General features: G+C 70.7%; 13 protein-coding genes. 3 read left to right on the forward strand and 10 right to left on the reverse strand.

From position 1 onward, the window contains the following. The first annotated feature begins 2 nt into the window (after positions 1-2). The gene (locus tag GQQ92_RS07090; RefSeq protein WP_156998524.1) at positions 3-710 is read left to right on the forward strand and encodes a VOC family protein; all 708 of its coding nucleotides are present in this window, start codon (positions 3-5) and stop codon (positions 708-710) included. Positions 711-716: 6 nt separating this feature from the next. Further along, positions 717-1,316, forward strand: a complete 600-nt coding sequence (locus GQQ92_RS07095; protein ID WP_156998525.1) for a GrpB family protein — start codon at positions 717-719, stop codon at positions 1,314-1,316. Here GQQ92_RS07095 and GQQ92_RS07100 read toward each other — a convergent pair. After that, positions 1,300-2,661, reverse strand: a complete 1,362-nt coding sequence (locus tag GQQ92_RS07100; protein ID WP_156998526.1) for a hypothetical protein — start codon at positions 2,659-2,661, stop codon at positions 1,300-1,302. The two genes, GQQ92_RS07095 and GQQ92_RS07100, sit on opposite strands and share 17 nt — an antisense overlap. A 135-nt stretch (positions 2,662-2,796) precedes the next feature. Next, positions 2,797-3,747 carry a DUF1214 domain-containing protein gene (locus GQQ92_RS07105; protein WP_156998527.1) on the reverse strand — a complete coding sequence of 317 codons (951 nt, stop codon included), beginning with the start codon at positions 3,745-3,747 and terminating at the stop codon, positions 2,797-2,799. Between the two features lie 75 nt (positions 3,748-3,822). Between GQQ92_RS07105 and GQQ92_RS07110 the strand changes: the two genes are divergently transcribed. Then, positions 3,823-4,236 (forward strand): nitroreductase/quinone reductase family protein, encoded by a 414-nt coding sequence (locus tag GQQ92_RS07110; protein WP_156998528.1) that lies wholly within the window; start codon positions 3,823-3,825, stop codon positions 4,234-4,236. A 73-nt stretch (positions 4,237-4,309) separates the two neighbouring features. Here the strand turns inward: GQQ92_RS07110 and GQQ92_RS07115 are convergent, their stop codons facing one another. The 8 genes from GQQ92_RS07115 to GQQ92_RS07150 all read right to left on the reverse strand — a co-directional run bounded on the left by GQQ92_RS07115 (position 4,310) and on the right by GQQ92_RS07150 (position 15,502). Further along, positions 4,310-5,356 carry an NAD(P)-dependent alcohol dehydrogenase gene (locus GQQ92_RS07115; protein WP_156998529.1) on the reverse strand — a complete coding sequence of 349 codons (1,047 nt, stop codon included), beginning with the start codon at positions 5,354-5,356 and terminating at the stop codon, positions 4,310-4,312. A gap of 132 nt (positions 5,357-5,488) precedes the next feature. Continuing rightward, positions 5,489-6,106 carry a GNAT family N-acetyltransferase gene (locus GQQ92_RS07120; RefSeq protein ID WP_156998530.1) on the reverse strand — a complete coding sequence of 206 codons (618 nt, stop codon included), beginning with the start codon at positions 6,104-6,106 and terminating at the stop codon, positions 5,489-5,491. Between the two features lie 63 nt (positions 6,107-6,169). Beyond that, positions 6,170-8,473, reverse strand: a complete 2,304-nt coding sequence (locus GQQ92_RS07125) for a penicillin acylase family protein (protein ID WP_197738128.1) — start codon at positions 8,471-8,473, stop codon at positions 6,170-6,172. Positions 8,474-8,483: 10 nt separating this feature from the next. Then, positions 8,484-10,721: an IucA/IucC family protein gene (locus tag GQQ92_RS07130; RefSeq protein WP_232057551.1), complete on the reverse strand. Its 2,238-nt coding sequence runs from the start codon at positions 10,719-10,721 to the stop codon at positions 8,484-8,486. Further along, positions 10,718-11,311, reverse strand: a complete 594-nt coding sequence (locus tag GQQ92_RS07135; RefSeq protein WP_156998532.1) for a GNAT family N-acetyltransferase — start codon at positions 11,309-11,311, stop codon at positions 10,718-10,720. Before GQQ92_RS07135 ends, GQQ92_RS07130 begins: the two co-directional genes overlap by 4 nt. Next, positions 11,308-12,909 carry a lysine N(6)-hydroxylase/L-ornithine N(5)-oxygenase family protein gene (locus GQQ92_RS07140; protein WP_156998533.1) on the reverse strand — a complete coding sequence of 534 codons (1,602 nt, stop codon included), beginning with the start codon at positions 12,907-12,909 and terminating at the stop codon, positions 11,308-11,310. Before GQQ92_RS07140 ends, GQQ92_RS07135 begins: the two co-directional genes overlap by 4 nt. Continuing rightward, positions 12,906-14,354, reverse strand: a complete 1,449-nt coding sequence (locus GQQ92_RS07145) for a pyridoxal phosphate-dependent decarboxylase family protein (protein WP_156998534.1) — start codon at positions 14,352-14,354, stop codon at positions 12,906-12,908. The genes GQQ92_RS07140 and GQQ92_RS07145 overlap by 4 nt, the downstream gene beginning before the upstream one ends. Before the next feature lie 254 nt (positions 14,355-14,608). Next, positions 14,609-15,502 carry a formylglycine-generating enzyme family protein gene (locus GQQ92_RS07150; protein ID WP_156998817.1) on the reverse strand — a complete coding sequence of 298 codons (894 nt, stop codon included), beginning with the start codon at positions 15,500-15,502 and terminating at the stop codon, positions 14,609-14,611. Between the last annotated feature and the right edge of the window lie 48 nt (positions 15,503-15,550).

The following is a 15,550-nucleotide window of genomic DNA, read 5'->3' on the forward strand; positions in this document are numbered from 1 at the left end:
ACATGGACATGATGAAGGGCACCCAGATCGCCGCCGCCCGTCTCGCCGAGTGGCGGAAGCTGGCCCAGGGGCTGCACGCCCGGTACCTCGTCGACGACTTCGGTGCCGGTGCACGGTTCCTCGTCGCCGTGGGCGAGGCGGGCGACGCGTTCGGCCACCACCCGAGCGCGACGATCGGCGACGGATTCGTCGACCTCGAACTCGTCAGCGACGACGCCGTGTACCGCGACGGCGAGGGAACCGAGCACATCGTCGAATGGGTGACGCAGCAGGATGTGGATCTCGCGCGGCGCATCACCGAGATCGCCGCCGATCACGGCCTCGTCGCGGATCCGGCCGCGGTCAGCCACATCGAACTCGGCCTCGACACCGAGGACTCCGCGAGGATCGCACCGATGTGGGCCGCCCTTCTGACCGGCAGTGCCGAGTCCCAGGGCCGTGGCAGCCCGAGCGACGAGATCCGCGACGCCACCGGACGCGTCCCGAACCTGTGGTTCGGCGAGCTCGGCGAGCACTCGGCCGGGCGTCAGCGCCTGCACGTCGAGGTCTACGTGGCGCCCGAGGCGGCCGAGTCGCGCATCGCCGCCGCGCTCGCGGCCGGCGGCACCGTCGTCGACGACCGAGAGGCGCCCTCGCTCACCGTGATCGCCGACCACGACGGCAACACGGGGGTCGTCTGCATCGACGACGCCGCGGCTGCGCAGGGCTGAACGCCGGTGAGCGGACGACCCGAACCGCGACGAGCGGATGCCTCGACGCTCGAGCTCGTCGGCGGTCGCGAGCGACTCGTCGTGGGCCTCCACGAAGCCGACGACGCATGGGCCGACCGGTTCGCCGAGCACCGGCGGCGGATCCTCGAGGCACTCGCCGAAGCGGATGCCGCGGATGAGAGCGTCGCCGTCGGGCACGTCACCGTCGAGCACATCGGCTCCACCTCGGTGCCGGGACTCGCGGCGAAGCCGATCATCGACATCCTCGTCACCGTCGACGACATCACGGCGGAAGAGGACTACCTCGAGCCGCTGCTCGAGGCCGGATACGTGCTGCGGGTGCGCGAGCCCCGCCACCGAATGGTGCGCACCCCCGAGCGCGACGTGCACGTGCACGTCTTCGAGCACGACGCACCGGAGGTGGAGGAGTACCTGCTGTTCCGCGACCATCTGCGCGCCGACGCCGACGACCGAGCCCTGTACGAGCAGACGAAACGCGCCCTGATCGCCGAGCAATGGGACGACATGAACGACTACGCCGAGGCCAAGACCGACGTGATCGTCGCGATCAAGGCGCGGGCGCGGGCGTCTATTCCTCGCCTGTGACGAGGTCCTTGAGCTTGTCGTTCTGGATTGCGTCGAGTACCGCGGTCCGCTGCTTCTGGAGGAGTTCCTTTGCCTTCTCGCTCTTCGCTTTCGCCTTCTCGTCTCCGGCCGCTTCGGCCGAGTCAGCCTTCTTGGTCGCCTTCCGAATCTCGGCCTCAAGCTCCGTAGCGCGCGTGATCATCACGGCATCGGAGTACGAGGAGAAGACCTTCTCGGTCATGCTCGGGAGATCAGCGTCCTTCGACCTGTTCAGGAACTTCGCTGCAAGGTCGGCGGTGACGGCTGCCGGCTTCCACTTCTTGAGATCCGGATCTTCGGCACCGTCTATCAGGATGACCGCGTAGTGCCAGGGGCCTTCAACGGTCTCGCCCTGCTTGTAGCGCTTGTTGTCCGGCCACCGCCCATCTGTTGCATGTTTGAGTTGTCCGTCGCTGCTGGATACGAAGAATTCCGCACCGTCGATGTTGATGGACTCATGGTGCTCAGCGCCTTTGGCGCTCTCGTACCCGTCATTGCTCGTGTATCCGGTAAGCACCGACGAGCCGCTCGCGCCCTTGGAGACCACCCGGTAGTCGTTCGGCGTCAGCACGAGGTAGCCAGCTTGCGCCTCCGTTCTTCCCGGATGCGCGATGGTGAGGGCTCCACCCATCTTCTCCGCCTCGGATCCATCGATGGACTGATCGATCAGATTGATCACCAGTTCTGATCCCGCGTCAGCCACACCCACGATCGCTTGAGCGGCAGCTGCCCCGCCCGGCCCGAAGCCGAATCCGCCGAGGAGGATCGGGAGCCTGCCGATATTCAGGATCGCCGTTCGCCAGGCCTCGGCGACCTCCTTCGGGAAGTAGTCGAACTTGATCTGCACGGAGAGCTCGAGCTTGGTGGCGCTCTCGGCGGGTGAGTAGTACACGACGGCACTGCCCGCTGAGCCGTCGGACATTTCAGGGTGACTTCTGGGGCGAACGTCCTGGCCTAGCCAATGGAACGCGAATGCGGCCTCGGCGCCGTCGTCAGGATTCTTCGTTCTCGAGTACACGAGCAACTCACCGTCGGGCAGAGGCAGATCACCGACGTAGAGCTGCTCGAGCGTGATCTTCAGGGGCTGGCCGATGCCGATCGGCGTGTACTCGGTGACCGTCGCGTCGTCCGCCGAGCGGTCGGGTGGGTTCCGCTTCGTCGATCCCACCGGCTTGATCGATTTGACCTGATGACCGCTTGCGACCGGAGTGACGATCTTCTGAGGACGCTGCGGTACGGCTACGACGAGGTTCTTCGTCGTAGTCGCATCGAACTTGTCACTGCCGTGTGATTGCCCACGTCGAACGATTTCCGACGGATTGACCATGTCAGACCCCCTCGTCGAGCATCAGTCAGTCCACAGATTCCTCCCTGTCCGGCAGCTTCGCAACGCCCCGTTCAGGGCACCTGTCACCGGGCCGACGCATGAGGCTGATCGACGAGGGGCCCGCGCCGGCGTGCGTCAGGCGGTGACTTCGGCGACGTCGGGAAGCGTGTATTCGCGGGCGAGCACACTGGCCGCCGGCTGGTAGACGCGGAACAGGAAGTTCCACCCCTCGGTGATGTCCAGGCGGTTGGGCTTGTCGCCCACGATGTCGGTCGACCCGAAGTAGACGGTGAAGGTGCCGTCGTCGTTGTACTGCGTCGTCTCGGGGCTCAGGGTGGCGTTGTCGACGTGGAAGAAGGCGTCGTCGCCGTACACGGCGATCGACCAGAACGCGTCGCACGGCGGCACCGAGTAGGTGGCGACGTAGGCCTTGGAAGCGTCGACGGGGCCGGTGTAGTTGATGTACACGGCCTCCTGCTCGGGGAAGAGGCCCCATGCGCCGGCGACCGCCAGGTGCCGCGTGGCCTCGTCGACCTCGCCCCGTCGCCCCATCCAGCCGGACGGGTACTGCGTGTACGTGCGGAACTGCTGCTCGTACTGCGCCCGCAGCGCGAACATCGAGTCGTAGTCCCAGTCGGCGGGCACGAAGTTCTCGGCGCTCTTCGCCTCGATCTTGAACTGGTGCAGCACCTCCAGCACGTGCGCGATCTCGTCCTCGTCGCGCATGTCGTGCAGTTCGACGCGCGGAACGGCGACGCAGTACCGGGTCGGGGAGTCGATGTCGTGCCATCCGGGCTCGTGGAAGACGTCGACCGTGTAGTGGTCGTGGTCGATCACCATGAGCGAGACGTATCGTCCGTCGGCGACCTCGGGCACGTACACGCGTGCGCCCTCGGCGGTGTCGATGACGCCGCCGCCGTACAGGGTGTCGCGATTCATGCGCACCACCGGCTGCTCATCGGTCGGGACGGGGCGGCTGATCAGGTAGAACTCGTTGATCTTGCCGCCTGCACGCTGCTGGAAGAGGGCGAAGCGGCCCTCCACCTCGGCGCGGATGTACGTCTCGGGCGTTACGGTGATGGCCATCTTCTCTCCCCTGGTCGGCGTCCTGCACCATCGTAGGGGCGGAATTTCTGCCGCGCGTGGGCGTTGCCTCTCTGCATGGGTTGGAATGAAGACGTCATCGAGCAGTTCCGCAGCAGCAAGGGCACCGAGAACTACTGGGGTCCGAAGCTCATCGTCATGCACTCGATCGGGGCGAAGACGGGTGCGACGCACCTGAACCCCGTCGTCGGGTTCCGCAACGAGCAGGGGTGGCGCGTCGTGGCGTCGAAGGCCGGCGCGCCCGAGAACCCCGCCTGGTACCACAACCTGCGGGCCAACCCGTCGTTCGAGATCGAGGCGCTCGTCGACGGCGAGATCGTGACCGTGCGGGTGACCGCGAGCGAGATCCCGGCCGACGGGTGGCACGAGGCCTACGACGCGATCGTCGCCGAGGAGCCGCAGTTCGCCGAGTACCTCGAGAAGACCGATCGCCGCATTCCGGTGCTGCAGCTCACGGCGATCGCCGGCTGAGCTCTTCGCGGGCGGATGCCGCGACCCGACCGTTCGAAACCGGTCGGCCCGCGGCATCCGGGGCCCTGAAGCCCTACCCGGCGATCGTCTCGGTGTCGATCACGAAGCGGTAGCGCACGTCGCTCGAGAGCACGCGCTCGTAGGCGTCGTTGATCTGGTCGGCCGAGATGAGCTCGATCTCGGGGGCGATGCCGTGCTCGGCGCAGAAGTCGAGCATCTCCTGCGTCTCGGCGATGCCGCCGATGGTCGATCCGGCGAACGACCGGCGGTTGTTGAACAGGGTGAAGACGTTGACGGGCAGCGGCTCGGCGGGAGCGCCGACGCTCACGAAGGTGCCGTCGAGCGCGAGCAGCGAGAAGTACTTGCGCAGGTCGATGGGGGCGCTGACCGTGTTGATGATGAGGTCGAAGCTGTTGCGCAGCTTCGCCCAGGTCGCGGCGTCGCTCGTCGCGTAGTAGTCGGATGCCCCGAAGCTCAGCCCGTCGTCGCGCTTGGACAGCGTCTGCGAGAGCACGGTGACCTCGGCGCCCATGGCGGCGGCGATCTTGACGGCCATGTGGCCGAGCCCGCCGAGGCCGACGACGGCGACGCGCTTGCCGGGCCCGGCGTTCCAGTGCGCGAGCGGCGAGTAGGTCGTGATGCCCGCGCAGAGCAGCGGCGCGGCGGCCTCGTACGGGATCGCCTCGGGCACCTTCAGCACGAAGTCCTCGTCGACGACGATGTGCGTCGAGTAGCCGCCCTGCGTGATCGAACCGTCGCGGTCGCGTGCGGCGTACGTCTGCGTGTTGCCCTCGAGGCAGTAGTTCTCCATGCCGGCCTCGCAGTTCTCGCACTCGCGGCACGAGTTGACCATGCAGCCGACGCCCACCCGGTCGCCGACGGCGTGCTTCGAGACATCCGCCCCGACCTCGACGACCTCGCCGACGATCTCGTGGCCGACGACCTGCGGGTAGGCGATCTGCCCCCACTCGCCGCGCACGGTGTGGATGTCGGAGTGGCAGACGCCCGCGTAGCGGATCGCGATGAGCACGTCGGTCGGGCCGACGTCGCGGCGCTCGATGGTCGTGGGCACCAGCGGCTCGGTGGCGGACGGGGCGGCGTAGGCAGGAACGGTGCGCACGGCGGACTCCTTCGAGGTCGAGCGGTGTGAGCGGCGCGACCGGAGCGGTCGGCGCGATCGGAGGTTCCAGCCTATGGCCGTGCCGGTCGACCCGGGCAGGATCGCGCGAAGTCGGCCGGTCGCCCGCGTGCGTCAGCGCGGCATCCGCTCCCAGCGTTCTCGGGGCATGAACGCGAGCCAGCCCTGCTTCGTGGGCAGGTCGATGACGGGGCCGGGCACGAACCCGGTGCGGGTCATGCGGGCGACCGCCGCCTCGTTGTGCACGTCGGGCTCGATGACGAGCCGTTGCGCTCCCGGCGATGCGAACAGGAAGTCGCCGAGCACGCGGGAGATGCGGGTCGTGTACGCGTCGACGGGCGCGCCGCGGTCGCCGATGAAGAGGTGCAGGCCGACGTCGCCCGGTTCGACCTCGTAGCACTCGCCGACCGGGTCGTGCTCGGGTTCGTAGGTCTGCAGCAGTACGACGGGCGTGCCGTCGCGGAACACCAGGAACGCATGGTGCGTGTCGAGCACGTCGACGTAGGCGTAGAGCTCGCGCAGCTCCTGCTTGCTCAGTTCGCCGAGTCCCCAGAACGCGGCCCGAGGCTGCGTGACCCAGCTGTGGATCACGTCGAGGTGCGCGTCGGGGTCCAGCACGAACACGTCGATCGTGCCGAGCGCGGGATCATGGGCGGTGTGCACGAGGTCGCCCGCGCGACCGGTGGCGAGGCGCTCGGGGTTCGCGGTGACGGTGTCGGGGATGACGGTCATGTTCGGCTCGATTCGTCGGAGAGCGGATGTCGGGGGTGCGCTGGTCTCGATACGCGCTTCGCGCTACTCGACCGGCGGGGTCGGCGCTGGTCGAGGAGGCGCGTCAGCGCCGTCTGCCGGGGTTCTCGCTGGTCGAGGAGGCGCGCCAGCGCCGTCTCGAGACCCTGCGGACGGAACGCCCGGCGCCGGCCCGACGCACGGCGGATCAGCCGCGACCCACTCGGCGAGCTGGTCGGCGAAGTGCGGCGAGGCCGGGTCGCCGGAGGCGCCGAACGGCACGCCCCAGCGGCTGCGGTCGCGCTCGCCGAGGTCCCACGCCCAGCGGGCGACCGAGCCGCGCCAGCTTCGACGGGTGACGCCGGGCGTTGATCCGGTACTGCGCACGGTCTCGCCGTCGCCCGCGAGCGGGGCGTCGAGGTTGCGGCCCGGATCGTCCGCGCCCGGCACATCGGCGAAGACGTGCAGCGGCAGCAGCCGGTGCTCGTCGCCCCATGCCTCGGGCGGCCGCGCGGCGGCCGCGGCCAGGGCGTCGCGCACGAGGCCGTCGCGGCAGCCGGCGAGCAGGGGCGAGTGCAGCAGCCCTGGCAGGGCGGCGGCGATGCGCCCCCGGGCGCCCATCCACGGGTCGAAGATCGCGCCGAACGGATGCGGGTCGTGCAGCCGCTCGAGCTCGGGCAGCGCCGCGATGCCGGCCACGAGCGCCTCACGGAACGCCGCGAAGCGCGCGGCCCCGGGGGAGTCGGCCTGCATCTCGCCGTTCCAGGCGCGGAGCTCGTCGAGCGCTCGCCGCACGGCGGGGACATCGGCGTCGGCATCAGCGGACGGACCCGCGCCGGGGCCCGCGTCGCCTTCGCCCGGCAGCAGTGCGAGCCAGTCGTCGAGCCCGCCGAGGCGCACGTCTCCCCAGATCGGGGCGAGCTCGTCGACGCCGCCGGGCCGCCGCTCGTCGAGCAGGTCGCGGATGCGGTGGGCGCGGTGCGGCGGCGCATAGGCGCGGCCGAGATCCACGTCGGGGTTCGTCGGGCGCTCGTTCGCGTCGACGGCGACCGTGTCGACGACGACGGCCCGCGGCATCCGCCGGTCTGCGACGGGTCGGGCGACCCGGCCGTCGAGCGGAAGGCGACGTTCCGCGCGCGCGCGATCGGGGGCGCGGCCCACCGTCGCCGAGAGCACGGCTCCCGCTCGGTCTGCGGCGAGCAGGCGGTTCACGGGGTCGACCCAACGGTCGAACGCCGCCACGACGTCGGCCGCCGAGCGGGCACGGAGCAACGGCAGCAGCGCGGCGAACCCGAGATCGCGGTCCGAGCGGGCCGGCATCCGCACGCTCCACGCCTCGAACTCGCCGTCGGGCAGGGGCGTGAGGTCGGTGATGACGGTGCCGCGCTCGGTCTCGATCGCCTCGACGGCGACCGGTCCGCCGCCGCGTACGCCGATGGTCGAGCGCACGACGGATGCCGCGTGCCAGCCGTCGGGGCCGAGGGCCTCGTAGGCGTGGTGGCCGCCTTGGTCTCGAGACGGCGCTGGCGCGCCTCCTCGACCGGCGGGCGCTGGCGCGCCTCCTCGACCGGCGGGGGCGGGGGCGGCGGTGACCGGTCGCAGGCGCTCGCGGAACACGTCGACGCCGTGCGCGAGGGCGTTCGTGATGCCCCACGCGGCGTGGCCGGTGTGCCCGAAGTGCGCGATGCCCGGAACCCCGGGGAACGCGAGGCCGATGACGTCGAACTCGTCGCACGCGAGCCCCACCTGCTGGTACACGCCCGGCAACTCGAACAGCCGGTGCGGGTCGCCGGCGAGCATCGGGAACCCGGATGCCGTGAGCGAGCCGTGCACGGCCCACGCGTTGCTGCCCGACGCGGGCTCGACGTCGTCGCCGCCGGCCAGGGCATCGACCCACTCGTCGCCGAGCGTGCGTGCGACGTGCTCGGCGAAGAGCAGGCTCGGGAACGACGAGAACAGCGCGTGCGCCACGTGCAGGATGCCGAGAGGCGCGTGTTCGGGCCACTCGTCGAGGGGCGCGCGCTCGCCGAAGAGCGCGTCGAGATCGGCGAACTCCGGGGCGCTCACGCCGACCTCGCGCATGCCCCGCCGCATGCCGTCGACGTAGGAGCGCACGAACGCGCGGTCCTCGTCGCCGAGCGACGCGAACCCCCGACGCGCGGTGTCGTCGAGTCGGGCGCGGCGCGCGAACACGTCCCATTCGAGGCCGGCCGGGCCGATGAGCGCCGACAGCGTGCCCTCGGCGCGGCGGCGGTCGACCTCGATCTGCCACCCGCGGTCGTGCGCCGCGGCCTCGCCCTGCGCGGCCGCGAGCTCGAACACGTCGGCGCCGCGCACATACGGGATGCCGCGCTCGTCGCGGGCGATCACGGTGCCGCGCTCACGCCGTGGCCGTCGAGGACTCGGCGGCCGCGGCATCCGGCGCTTGGAACCTGCCCGAGCCCGAGCATGCCGGCGCCCCGAACCGCCGCGACCGCGCGATCGGGTTGGCCATCTCACCCGCGTAGATGAGCGACTCCGACTGGTTGGCGAGGTCGACCATCTGGAGGGTGTTGCGCAGTTGCAGGCGGTTCAGGCACGAGTGCGCGAACGTCTCGGCGCGCAGGTCGATGCCCGACTCGAGGTGCGGATGTGCGACTTCGTGCTCGTCGACGCACTCGGCCACGAGCGCCCAGAAGGTGTGCTCGTCGAGGGTTCCGTCGCGGTGCAGGATGCCGGCGAGGTGGCGCAGCACGCCGTCGAACACGTCGGTGAAGATCGCGAGCGCCTTCTCGGCGTCGTCGACCTCGGCGATGATGCGCTGCACGTCCTCGGGCACGGGCGGCACGGGCGGCACGGCCGGCGTGCGACCCTCGGCGCCGGGCCGCGGTGCCGACAGCAGGGCGACCTCCTCGCCGATGTCCTTCATGAACACGCCGACGGGCACCGCATCCTCGAGCACGAGGATCAGGTTCTCGCCGTGCGGCATGAACGCCAGGTCGTAGGCGCGCAGGCAGTGCACGAGCGGCCGCAGGTAGGCGCGCAGGTACGCGCGCACCCACTCGACGGCGGGCAGGGCGGATGCCGCGACGAGGGCGCTCGCGACCGATGCCCCCACGGCATCCCGATGCAGCAGCGCGGCCATCGTGCTGAGCCGCTGGTTCGGCGCCAGCAGCGGAACCGGGCTCTCGCGCCAGAGGGCCGCGAGCATCTTGCGGTGCGGCGAGACCGTGCGCGTGCGGTGGTATGCGTCGCCCGTGTAACCGACCGACGCGTGCTCGCGCAGCACCCGGAACCCAGCCTCGCCGAGCGTCGCATCGGCGCCGACCAGTTCGGCCACCCAGTCGTTGATCGCGGGCGTCACGCGCATGTACGCGGGGGAGAGGCCGCGCAGGAACCCCATGTTCTGGATCGACAGCGCCGTCTTGACGTAGTCGCGGCCCCAGTCGTCGGCGTTGAACATGGTGCGCAGCGACTGCTGGGCGAGGTACCGGTCGAACCCCTCGCCGAGGAACACGAGGTTCTGCTTCGCCAGGTCGGGCGCGAAGGTGATCGCGATGCGATGCTCCCACTGCCATGGGTGCACGGGCAGCAGCTCGTAGTCGGCCGGGTCGAGCCCCGCCGAGACGATGCGCGCCTCGAGCGCGTCGTGCTGGGCATGCCCGAGCTGGTCTCGGAGGAACGATCGGGCCTCGAGGCCCTCGCCCACCGCGAAGTGCGTGAACTCGCGACGTGCGGCGAGCCACACCAGCCGGAACGGCTCGCAGGCCTCGGGCGCATAGGCCGAGTACTCCGAGACGCCGAAGCCGATGCGGCCGTTGTTCGCCACGAAACCGGGGTGCCCTTCGGTCATCGCCGACTCGATGGTCTGGAAGTCGGCGCGCGCCAGCTCGGCCGCCGTCGGGCCGCCCTGCGTCAGCTTGAACGCGGCGCTCGCGAGGGTCGAGGCGATCTCCTCGAGGTAGGTCGCGAGCAGCGCGTCGGGGATGCCGAGCAGCGGCTGCAGCTCGATGATGAACGCCTGCGCGTCGAGCGGAGTGGGCGTGCCGTCGACGAAGCGCTCGAGGCTCGGCTCGTCGAGCACCCAGTGCTCGAGCGCGAACCGGTCGGCGTCGAAGCGGTACTCGACGCGCCCGCCGTCGAGGAGGAGGCGGTACGACCCGCCGGTTGGTTCGCCGGTCGAGGAGCGCAGCGTCTCGAGACCTGCGGGTTCGTCGGTCGGGGAGCGGAGCGTCTCGAGACCTGCGGGTTCGTGGTCTCGAGACGGCGCTGGCGCGCCTCCTCGACCAGCGGGGTGGGGTTCGCCGGTCGAGGAGCGCAGCGTCTCGAGACCTGCGGGTCCGTGGTCTCGAGACGGCGCTGGCGCGCCTCCTCGACCAGCGGGGTGGGGTTCGCCGGTCGAGGAGCGCAGCGTCTCGAGACCTGCGGGTTGGTGGTCTCGAGACGGCGTCGGCGCGCCTCCTCGACCGGCGGCGGGGACGGGCTCGGGCGCGAGCAGCCGCTCGTGCGTGAACTCGGCGATCGCCTTCGCCACGAGGTGCCGCTGCGCCCCGGCCATCGCGGCCGGCGTGAGATGGGCGGCGGGGTTCGCCGCGCGGGTCGGCTGCGGCATCCGATCGTCCTGGGTCGTGTGCGTCATGCTCGGCCTCCGAGTCGTTCGCGGTCGGGAAGGGCGCCGAGGGCGGATGCCGCGAAGTCGGCGCGCGTGCACACCGACAGGTTGGCGCGCTTCACGTGCTCGCCCTCGATCACGTCGACCTCGCCGAGCACGCGGAAGCCCGCGCGCGCGTTCTTCGCGGCGATCGCGGCGTTGCGCACGTCGGGCTCGACGACGACACGCTCGGCGCCGAGCTCGTCGAAGCACCAGCGCATGACCGACGCGAACACGGCGTCGGTGAGCCCATGCCGGGCGTGGCCGTCGGCGGGGGCCACGAGCACGTGCATGCCGAGGTCGCCCGGGAGCGCCTCGTGGATGCCGACGAGCAGCACGCTCGCCGGGTCGTACGTCTCGGCGAGGAACGCCGCCGCGCCGTCGACGGTGCCGAGCCACGAATCCTGGTGCGGGTGCGTCGAGACGTCGGCGAGGTAGTCGGCCACCTCGTCGACGCGGAGCTCCTGCATGCCCCAGAACGCGGACTTCGGATGCGCCAGCCACCGCTGCACGGTGGGGGCGTCGAGCCGGGCGTCAACAGGCCGGATCGAGATCTCGTAGTCGGTGACGACGGTCATCGGAGCACCCCCGCTGGTCTCGAGACGCTTCGCTCCTCGACCGGCGGACCCGCTGGTCGAGGAGGCGCGCCAGCGCCGTCTCGAGACCCCGACCCGGCTGGTCTCGAGACGCTTCGCTCCTCGACCGGCGGACCGGCGGGTCTCGAGACGCTTCGCTCCTCGACCGGCGGACCGGCGGGTCTCGAGACGCTTCGCTCCTCGACCGGCGGACCCGCTGGTCGAGGAGGCGCGCCAGCGCCGTCTCGAGACCCATCCGGCACCCCGAACTGCTGGAACGCGATGCTGCGCTCGAGCGGATAGATCTCGTGACCGCAGATCTTCGCGATGATCTGCGCGTTGCGCCACGCGCCGAAGCCGAGGTCGGGCGCGGTGAGGCCGTGCGTGTGCTCCTCGCCGTTCTGCACGAAGACGCGGCCGCGCCCGGCGTCGATGCTGTAGTCGCGGGCGACGTCGAGGCGTCCGAGCGCATCCCAGTCGAAACGGTCGCGCACGGGGTCGAGGAACGCGGGCACCTGCGCCGAGTACCCCGTCGCGAGCACGAGGGCGTCGGTCTCGCGCTCGTGCTCCTGCTCGAGCTGGGCGTGCCGCAGTCGCAGTCGGAACCGCGTGCCGTCCCACGTCGCACCGAGCACCTCGGTGTCGGTGAGCAGCGTCGTGGGCACCGGGCCCGACGCGCTCAGCTCGTAGAGCAGGTCGTAGATCTCGTCGATGAGCTCGCCCGAGATGCCCTTGTACAGGCCGCGCTGCTCGCGCCCGAGCCGCTCGCGCAGCGCAAGGGGCAGACCGTGGAAGTGGTCGGTGTACTCGGGGCTCGTCATCTCGAGCGTGAGCTTGGTGTACTCCATGGGGAAGAAGCGCGGCGAGCGGGTGATCCAGTCGAGGCGGTAGCCGTCGGAGGAGGGCTCGCCCGCGGCATCCGCGCCCCTCGTCTCGCCCAGCAGGTCGCGGTAGATCTCGGCCGCCGACTGCCCGCTGCCGACGACCGTGATCGACCCGGCGGCCTGGAGCCGCTCGCGGTTCGGCAGGTAGTCGGAGCTGTGCACGACGAGCCCCGGCAGGTCGCGCAGCGCCGCGGGAACCGTGGGCGCGGTGCCGATGCCGAGCACGACATGCCGCGCCGCGTAGGTCTCGACCGAGCCCGTCTCGAGGTCGAGTGCGCGCACCGTGTAGACGTCTCGCACCTCGTCGTGCTCGACGGAGACGACGTCGCGCCCCCACCGCAGCGACGGCAGCTGCTCGCTCGCCCACCGGCAGTACGCGTCGTACTCGGCGCGCAGCGGGTAGAAGCTCTCGCGGATGTAGAACGGGTAGAGCCGACCGCTGTGCTTCAGCCAGTTCAGGAACGAGAACGGTGAGGTCGGGTCGGCCATCGTCACGAGATCGGCCATGAACGGCACCTGGATCGTCGCGCCGTCGAGCATCATGCCGTGGTGCCACGCGAAGCCGTCGGCGCGGTCGAGGAACACCGCGTCGAGCGCGAGCGGCTCGACGAGGCACGCGAGCCCGAGGTTGAAGGGGCCGATGCCGATGCCGACGAGGTCGTGCACGCGGGCCGAGCCGGCGATGCCGGGGTCGTCGTACCCGGTCGCGCCGCTCATGCCACGACCTCCACGTCGCGCAGGTCGACGAGGGCGGCTGCGGCATCCTTCACCAGATCGAGCACGTGACGGATGTCGGAGACGGATGCCTCGGGGTTCAGCAGCGTGAGCTTGAGGCACGGCCGCCCGTCGATGACGGTCTTGGCGACGAGCGCCCGGCCCGATTCGAACAACACCCGGCGCACCTGGGCCACGAGCGCGTCCTGCGCCTGCTCGTCGGCGCCCTCGGGGCGTACGCGGAACAGCACGGTGCTGAGCTGCGACCGGCCGACGAGTTCGAGCTCGGGGTCGGCCGCGATCTCGTCGCCGACCACGCGGGCGAGTTCGATCACCTCGTCGAACATCTCGCCGATGCGGTCGGCGCCGAGCGCGCGCAACGTCGTCCAGAGCTTCAGCGCGTCGAACCGGCGGGTCGTCTGCAGCGACTTGTCGACCTGGTTCGGCTCCTCGTTCTCGAGGGGGTTGAGGTAGTCGGCGTGCCAGGCGGCGGCACGGAGGTCGTCCGGCTCGCGCACGATGATGGCGCTCGAGGAGACCGGCTGGAAGAAGCTCTTGTGGAAGTCGACGGTCACCGAACGCGCCCGCTCGACGCCCGCGATGAGGTTGCGGTGGCGGCGCGACACGAGCAGCCCGCAGCCGTAGGCGGCGTCGACGTGCAGCCACACTCCGTGGGCGTCGCAGTGCTCGGCGATGGCCGCGACCGGGTCGATGACGCCGCGGTCGGTGGTGCCTGCGGTGGCCACGACGGCCATCGGGATGCGGCCGGCCGCGCGGATCGCCCCGAGGGAGGCGGCCAGCGCTGCGGCATCCATTCGCCCCTCGCCGTCGTCGGGCACGCTCACGACGGCGTCGTCGCCGAGGCCGAGGATGAGCGCCGACTTCTCGACGCTGAAGTGGCTCGACGCCGTCGCGAGGATGTTCATGCGCGGCAGCACCTCGGCGCGCGCGCCGCCGTGCCGGGCGAGCGTCCACTCGCGGGCGAGCAGCAGGGCGTGCAGGTTCGACTGCGTGCCGCCCGAGGTGAACACGCCGTCGCCGTGCTCGAAGCCGATGCGTGCGGCCGTCCAGTCGATGAGGCGGCGCTCCATGAGCGTGCCGACCGCGGACTGGTCGTAGGTGTCGACCGACGGGTTCACCGCCGCGAGGATCGCCTCGGCGGCGACCGCGGGCAGCGCGACCGGGCAGTTCAGGTGCGCGGCGTAGGCCGCGTCGTGGAACCAGATCGCGTGCTCGAGGAACAGCTCGTCGACCTCGCGCAGCGCTTCGGCCGTGCCGACTCCGGATGCCTCGAGGTCGACGTCATCGACGAGGCGTTGCAGTTCCGCGCGACTCGCGCCCGAGAACGGCTGGGTGACGGATGTCACACGGGAGGCGACGAGGCCCGTCGCCCGCCCCAGCAGCTCGGTGTACTCGGGAACGGTCGAACTCATCAGCAGATCACGCATTGGCGTCGGCTCCCCCTGTCGGTGGCGATCGGAACGGTCGGCCGGTGGGCCGCGGGTTAGCCTAGCCTTACCTAAGTCGCCGATGTCAAGATGACGAAGTGTTCCGTCCCCCGTTCGCGGGGTATCGCATTCGAAAATGCCTGATGAGCGGCGAATGCTGTGATTGCGAGGCGTCTCGCGGAGGTCGACGTTCTTCGGGCGCGCCGAATGTCCTCAGCTGTGCTGGGAATCGGTAGCTCGGCGTCGTGCGTGGCTCAGGCGTCGCGCGCGCAGCGGAACCCGATGTGCGACATGCCCGTGTCCTCGGTCTGCGGGGAGCGCGCCGCGGGCCGGAAGCGCAGGCAGTAGTCGGGTGAGCAGAGGTGCGAACCGCCCTTCAGCACGCGGCGCGGCTGGTCGGCGAACCCCTCCTGCGCGCTGGCCGCGGCGAGCAGGTTCTCGCGCTTGCCGGCGTCGACGGGGGAGTCCGAGAGCCGCAGGTGACGGGGCGTGTAGTAGTCGCTCGTCCACTCCCACGTGTTGCCGATCATGTCGAACAGGCCGTAGCCGTTCGCCGGATACGAGCCGACGGGGGCCGTGCCGCCGACGCCCTGGTTGTCGTAGGGGAACCGCCCGAGCCAGGAGTTCGCCTGCGCCACCCCGTCGGGATACGGCTCGTCGCCCCACGCGAACCGTGCACCGTCGACGCCGCCGCGCGCCGCGTACTCGTGCTCGGCCTCGGTGGGCAGTCGCTTGCCGGCCCAGGTCGCGTACGCCGTGGCATCCTCGAACGCGATGTGCACCGCCGGATGCCGCAGCCGGTCGTCGATGCCCGACCCGGGTCCGAACGGCTCGCGCCAGTACGCTCCGGGCTGCCAGCGCCACCAATTGCGCCAGTTGCGGAGGTCGACGGGGCCGGGCGTGGGCGTGAAGACCATGGCGCCGGGCACGAGCGAAGCGGGGTCGGCGCCCGGGAAGTCCTTCGGATCCATCGGCCGCTCGGCGACCGTGACGTAACCGGTGTCGTCGACGAAGCGCGCGTACTCCTCGTTCGTGACCGCCGTGCGGTCGATCCAGAAGTCGTCGACGCCACGCTCGTGCACCGGGCGCTCGTCGGGGTAGAACTCTTCGCTGCCCATCAGGAACGTGCCCCCGATGATGCGCACCATGTCGTCAGCCACGAAAACCACCGTAGCCGTAGCCACTGCGGGACGCGG

The organism is Agromyces terreus (assembly GCF_009749465.1).
In the GTDB taxonomy this organism is placed as follows: domain Bacteria; phylum Actinomycetota; class Actinomycetes; order Actinomycetales; family Microbacteriaceae; genus Agromyces; species Agromyces terreus.

Coding starts and splice junctions, on each gene's coding strand:
- GQQ92_RS07090 (WP_156998524.1), top strand. CDS start 3: ATGGACATGATGAAGGGCACCCAGATCGCCGCCGCCCGTCTCGCCGAG.
- GQQ92_RS07100 (WP_156998526.1), bottom strand. CDS start 2,661: ATGGTCAATCCGTCGGAAATCGTTCGACGTGGGCAATCACACGGCAGT.
- GQQ92_RS07105 (WP_156998527.1), bottom strand. CDS start 3,747: ATGGCCATCACCGTAACGCCCGAGACGTACATCCGCGCCGAGGTGGAG.
- GQQ92_RS07110 (WP_156998528.1), top strand. CDS start 3,823: ATGGGTTGGAATGAAGACGTCATCGAGCAGTTCCGCAGCAGCAAGGGC.
- GQQ92_RS07120 (WP_156998530.1), bottom strand. CDS start 6,106: ATGACCGTCATCCCCGACACCGTCACCGCGAACCCCGAGCGCCTCGCC.
- GQQ92_RS07130 (WP_232057551.1), bottom strand. CDS start 10,721: ATGACGCACACGACCCAGGACGATCGGATGCCGCAGCCGACCCGCGCG.
- GQQ92_RS07135 (WP_156998532.1), bottom strand. CDS start 11,311: ATGACCGTCGTCACCGACTACGAGATCTCGATCCGGCCTGTTGACGCC.
- GQQ92_RS07140 (WP_156998533.1), bottom strand. CDS start 12,909: ATGAGCGGCGCGACCGGGTACGACGACCCCGGCATCGCCGGCTCGGCC.
- GQQ92_RS07145 (WP_156998534.1), bottom strand. CDS start 14,354: ATGCGTGATCTGCTGATGAGTTCGACCGTTCCCGAGTACACCGAGCTG.
- GQQ92_RS07150 (WP_156998817.1), bottom strand. CDS start 15,502: ATGGTGCGCATCATCGGGGGCACGTTCCTGATGGGCAGCGAAGAGTTC.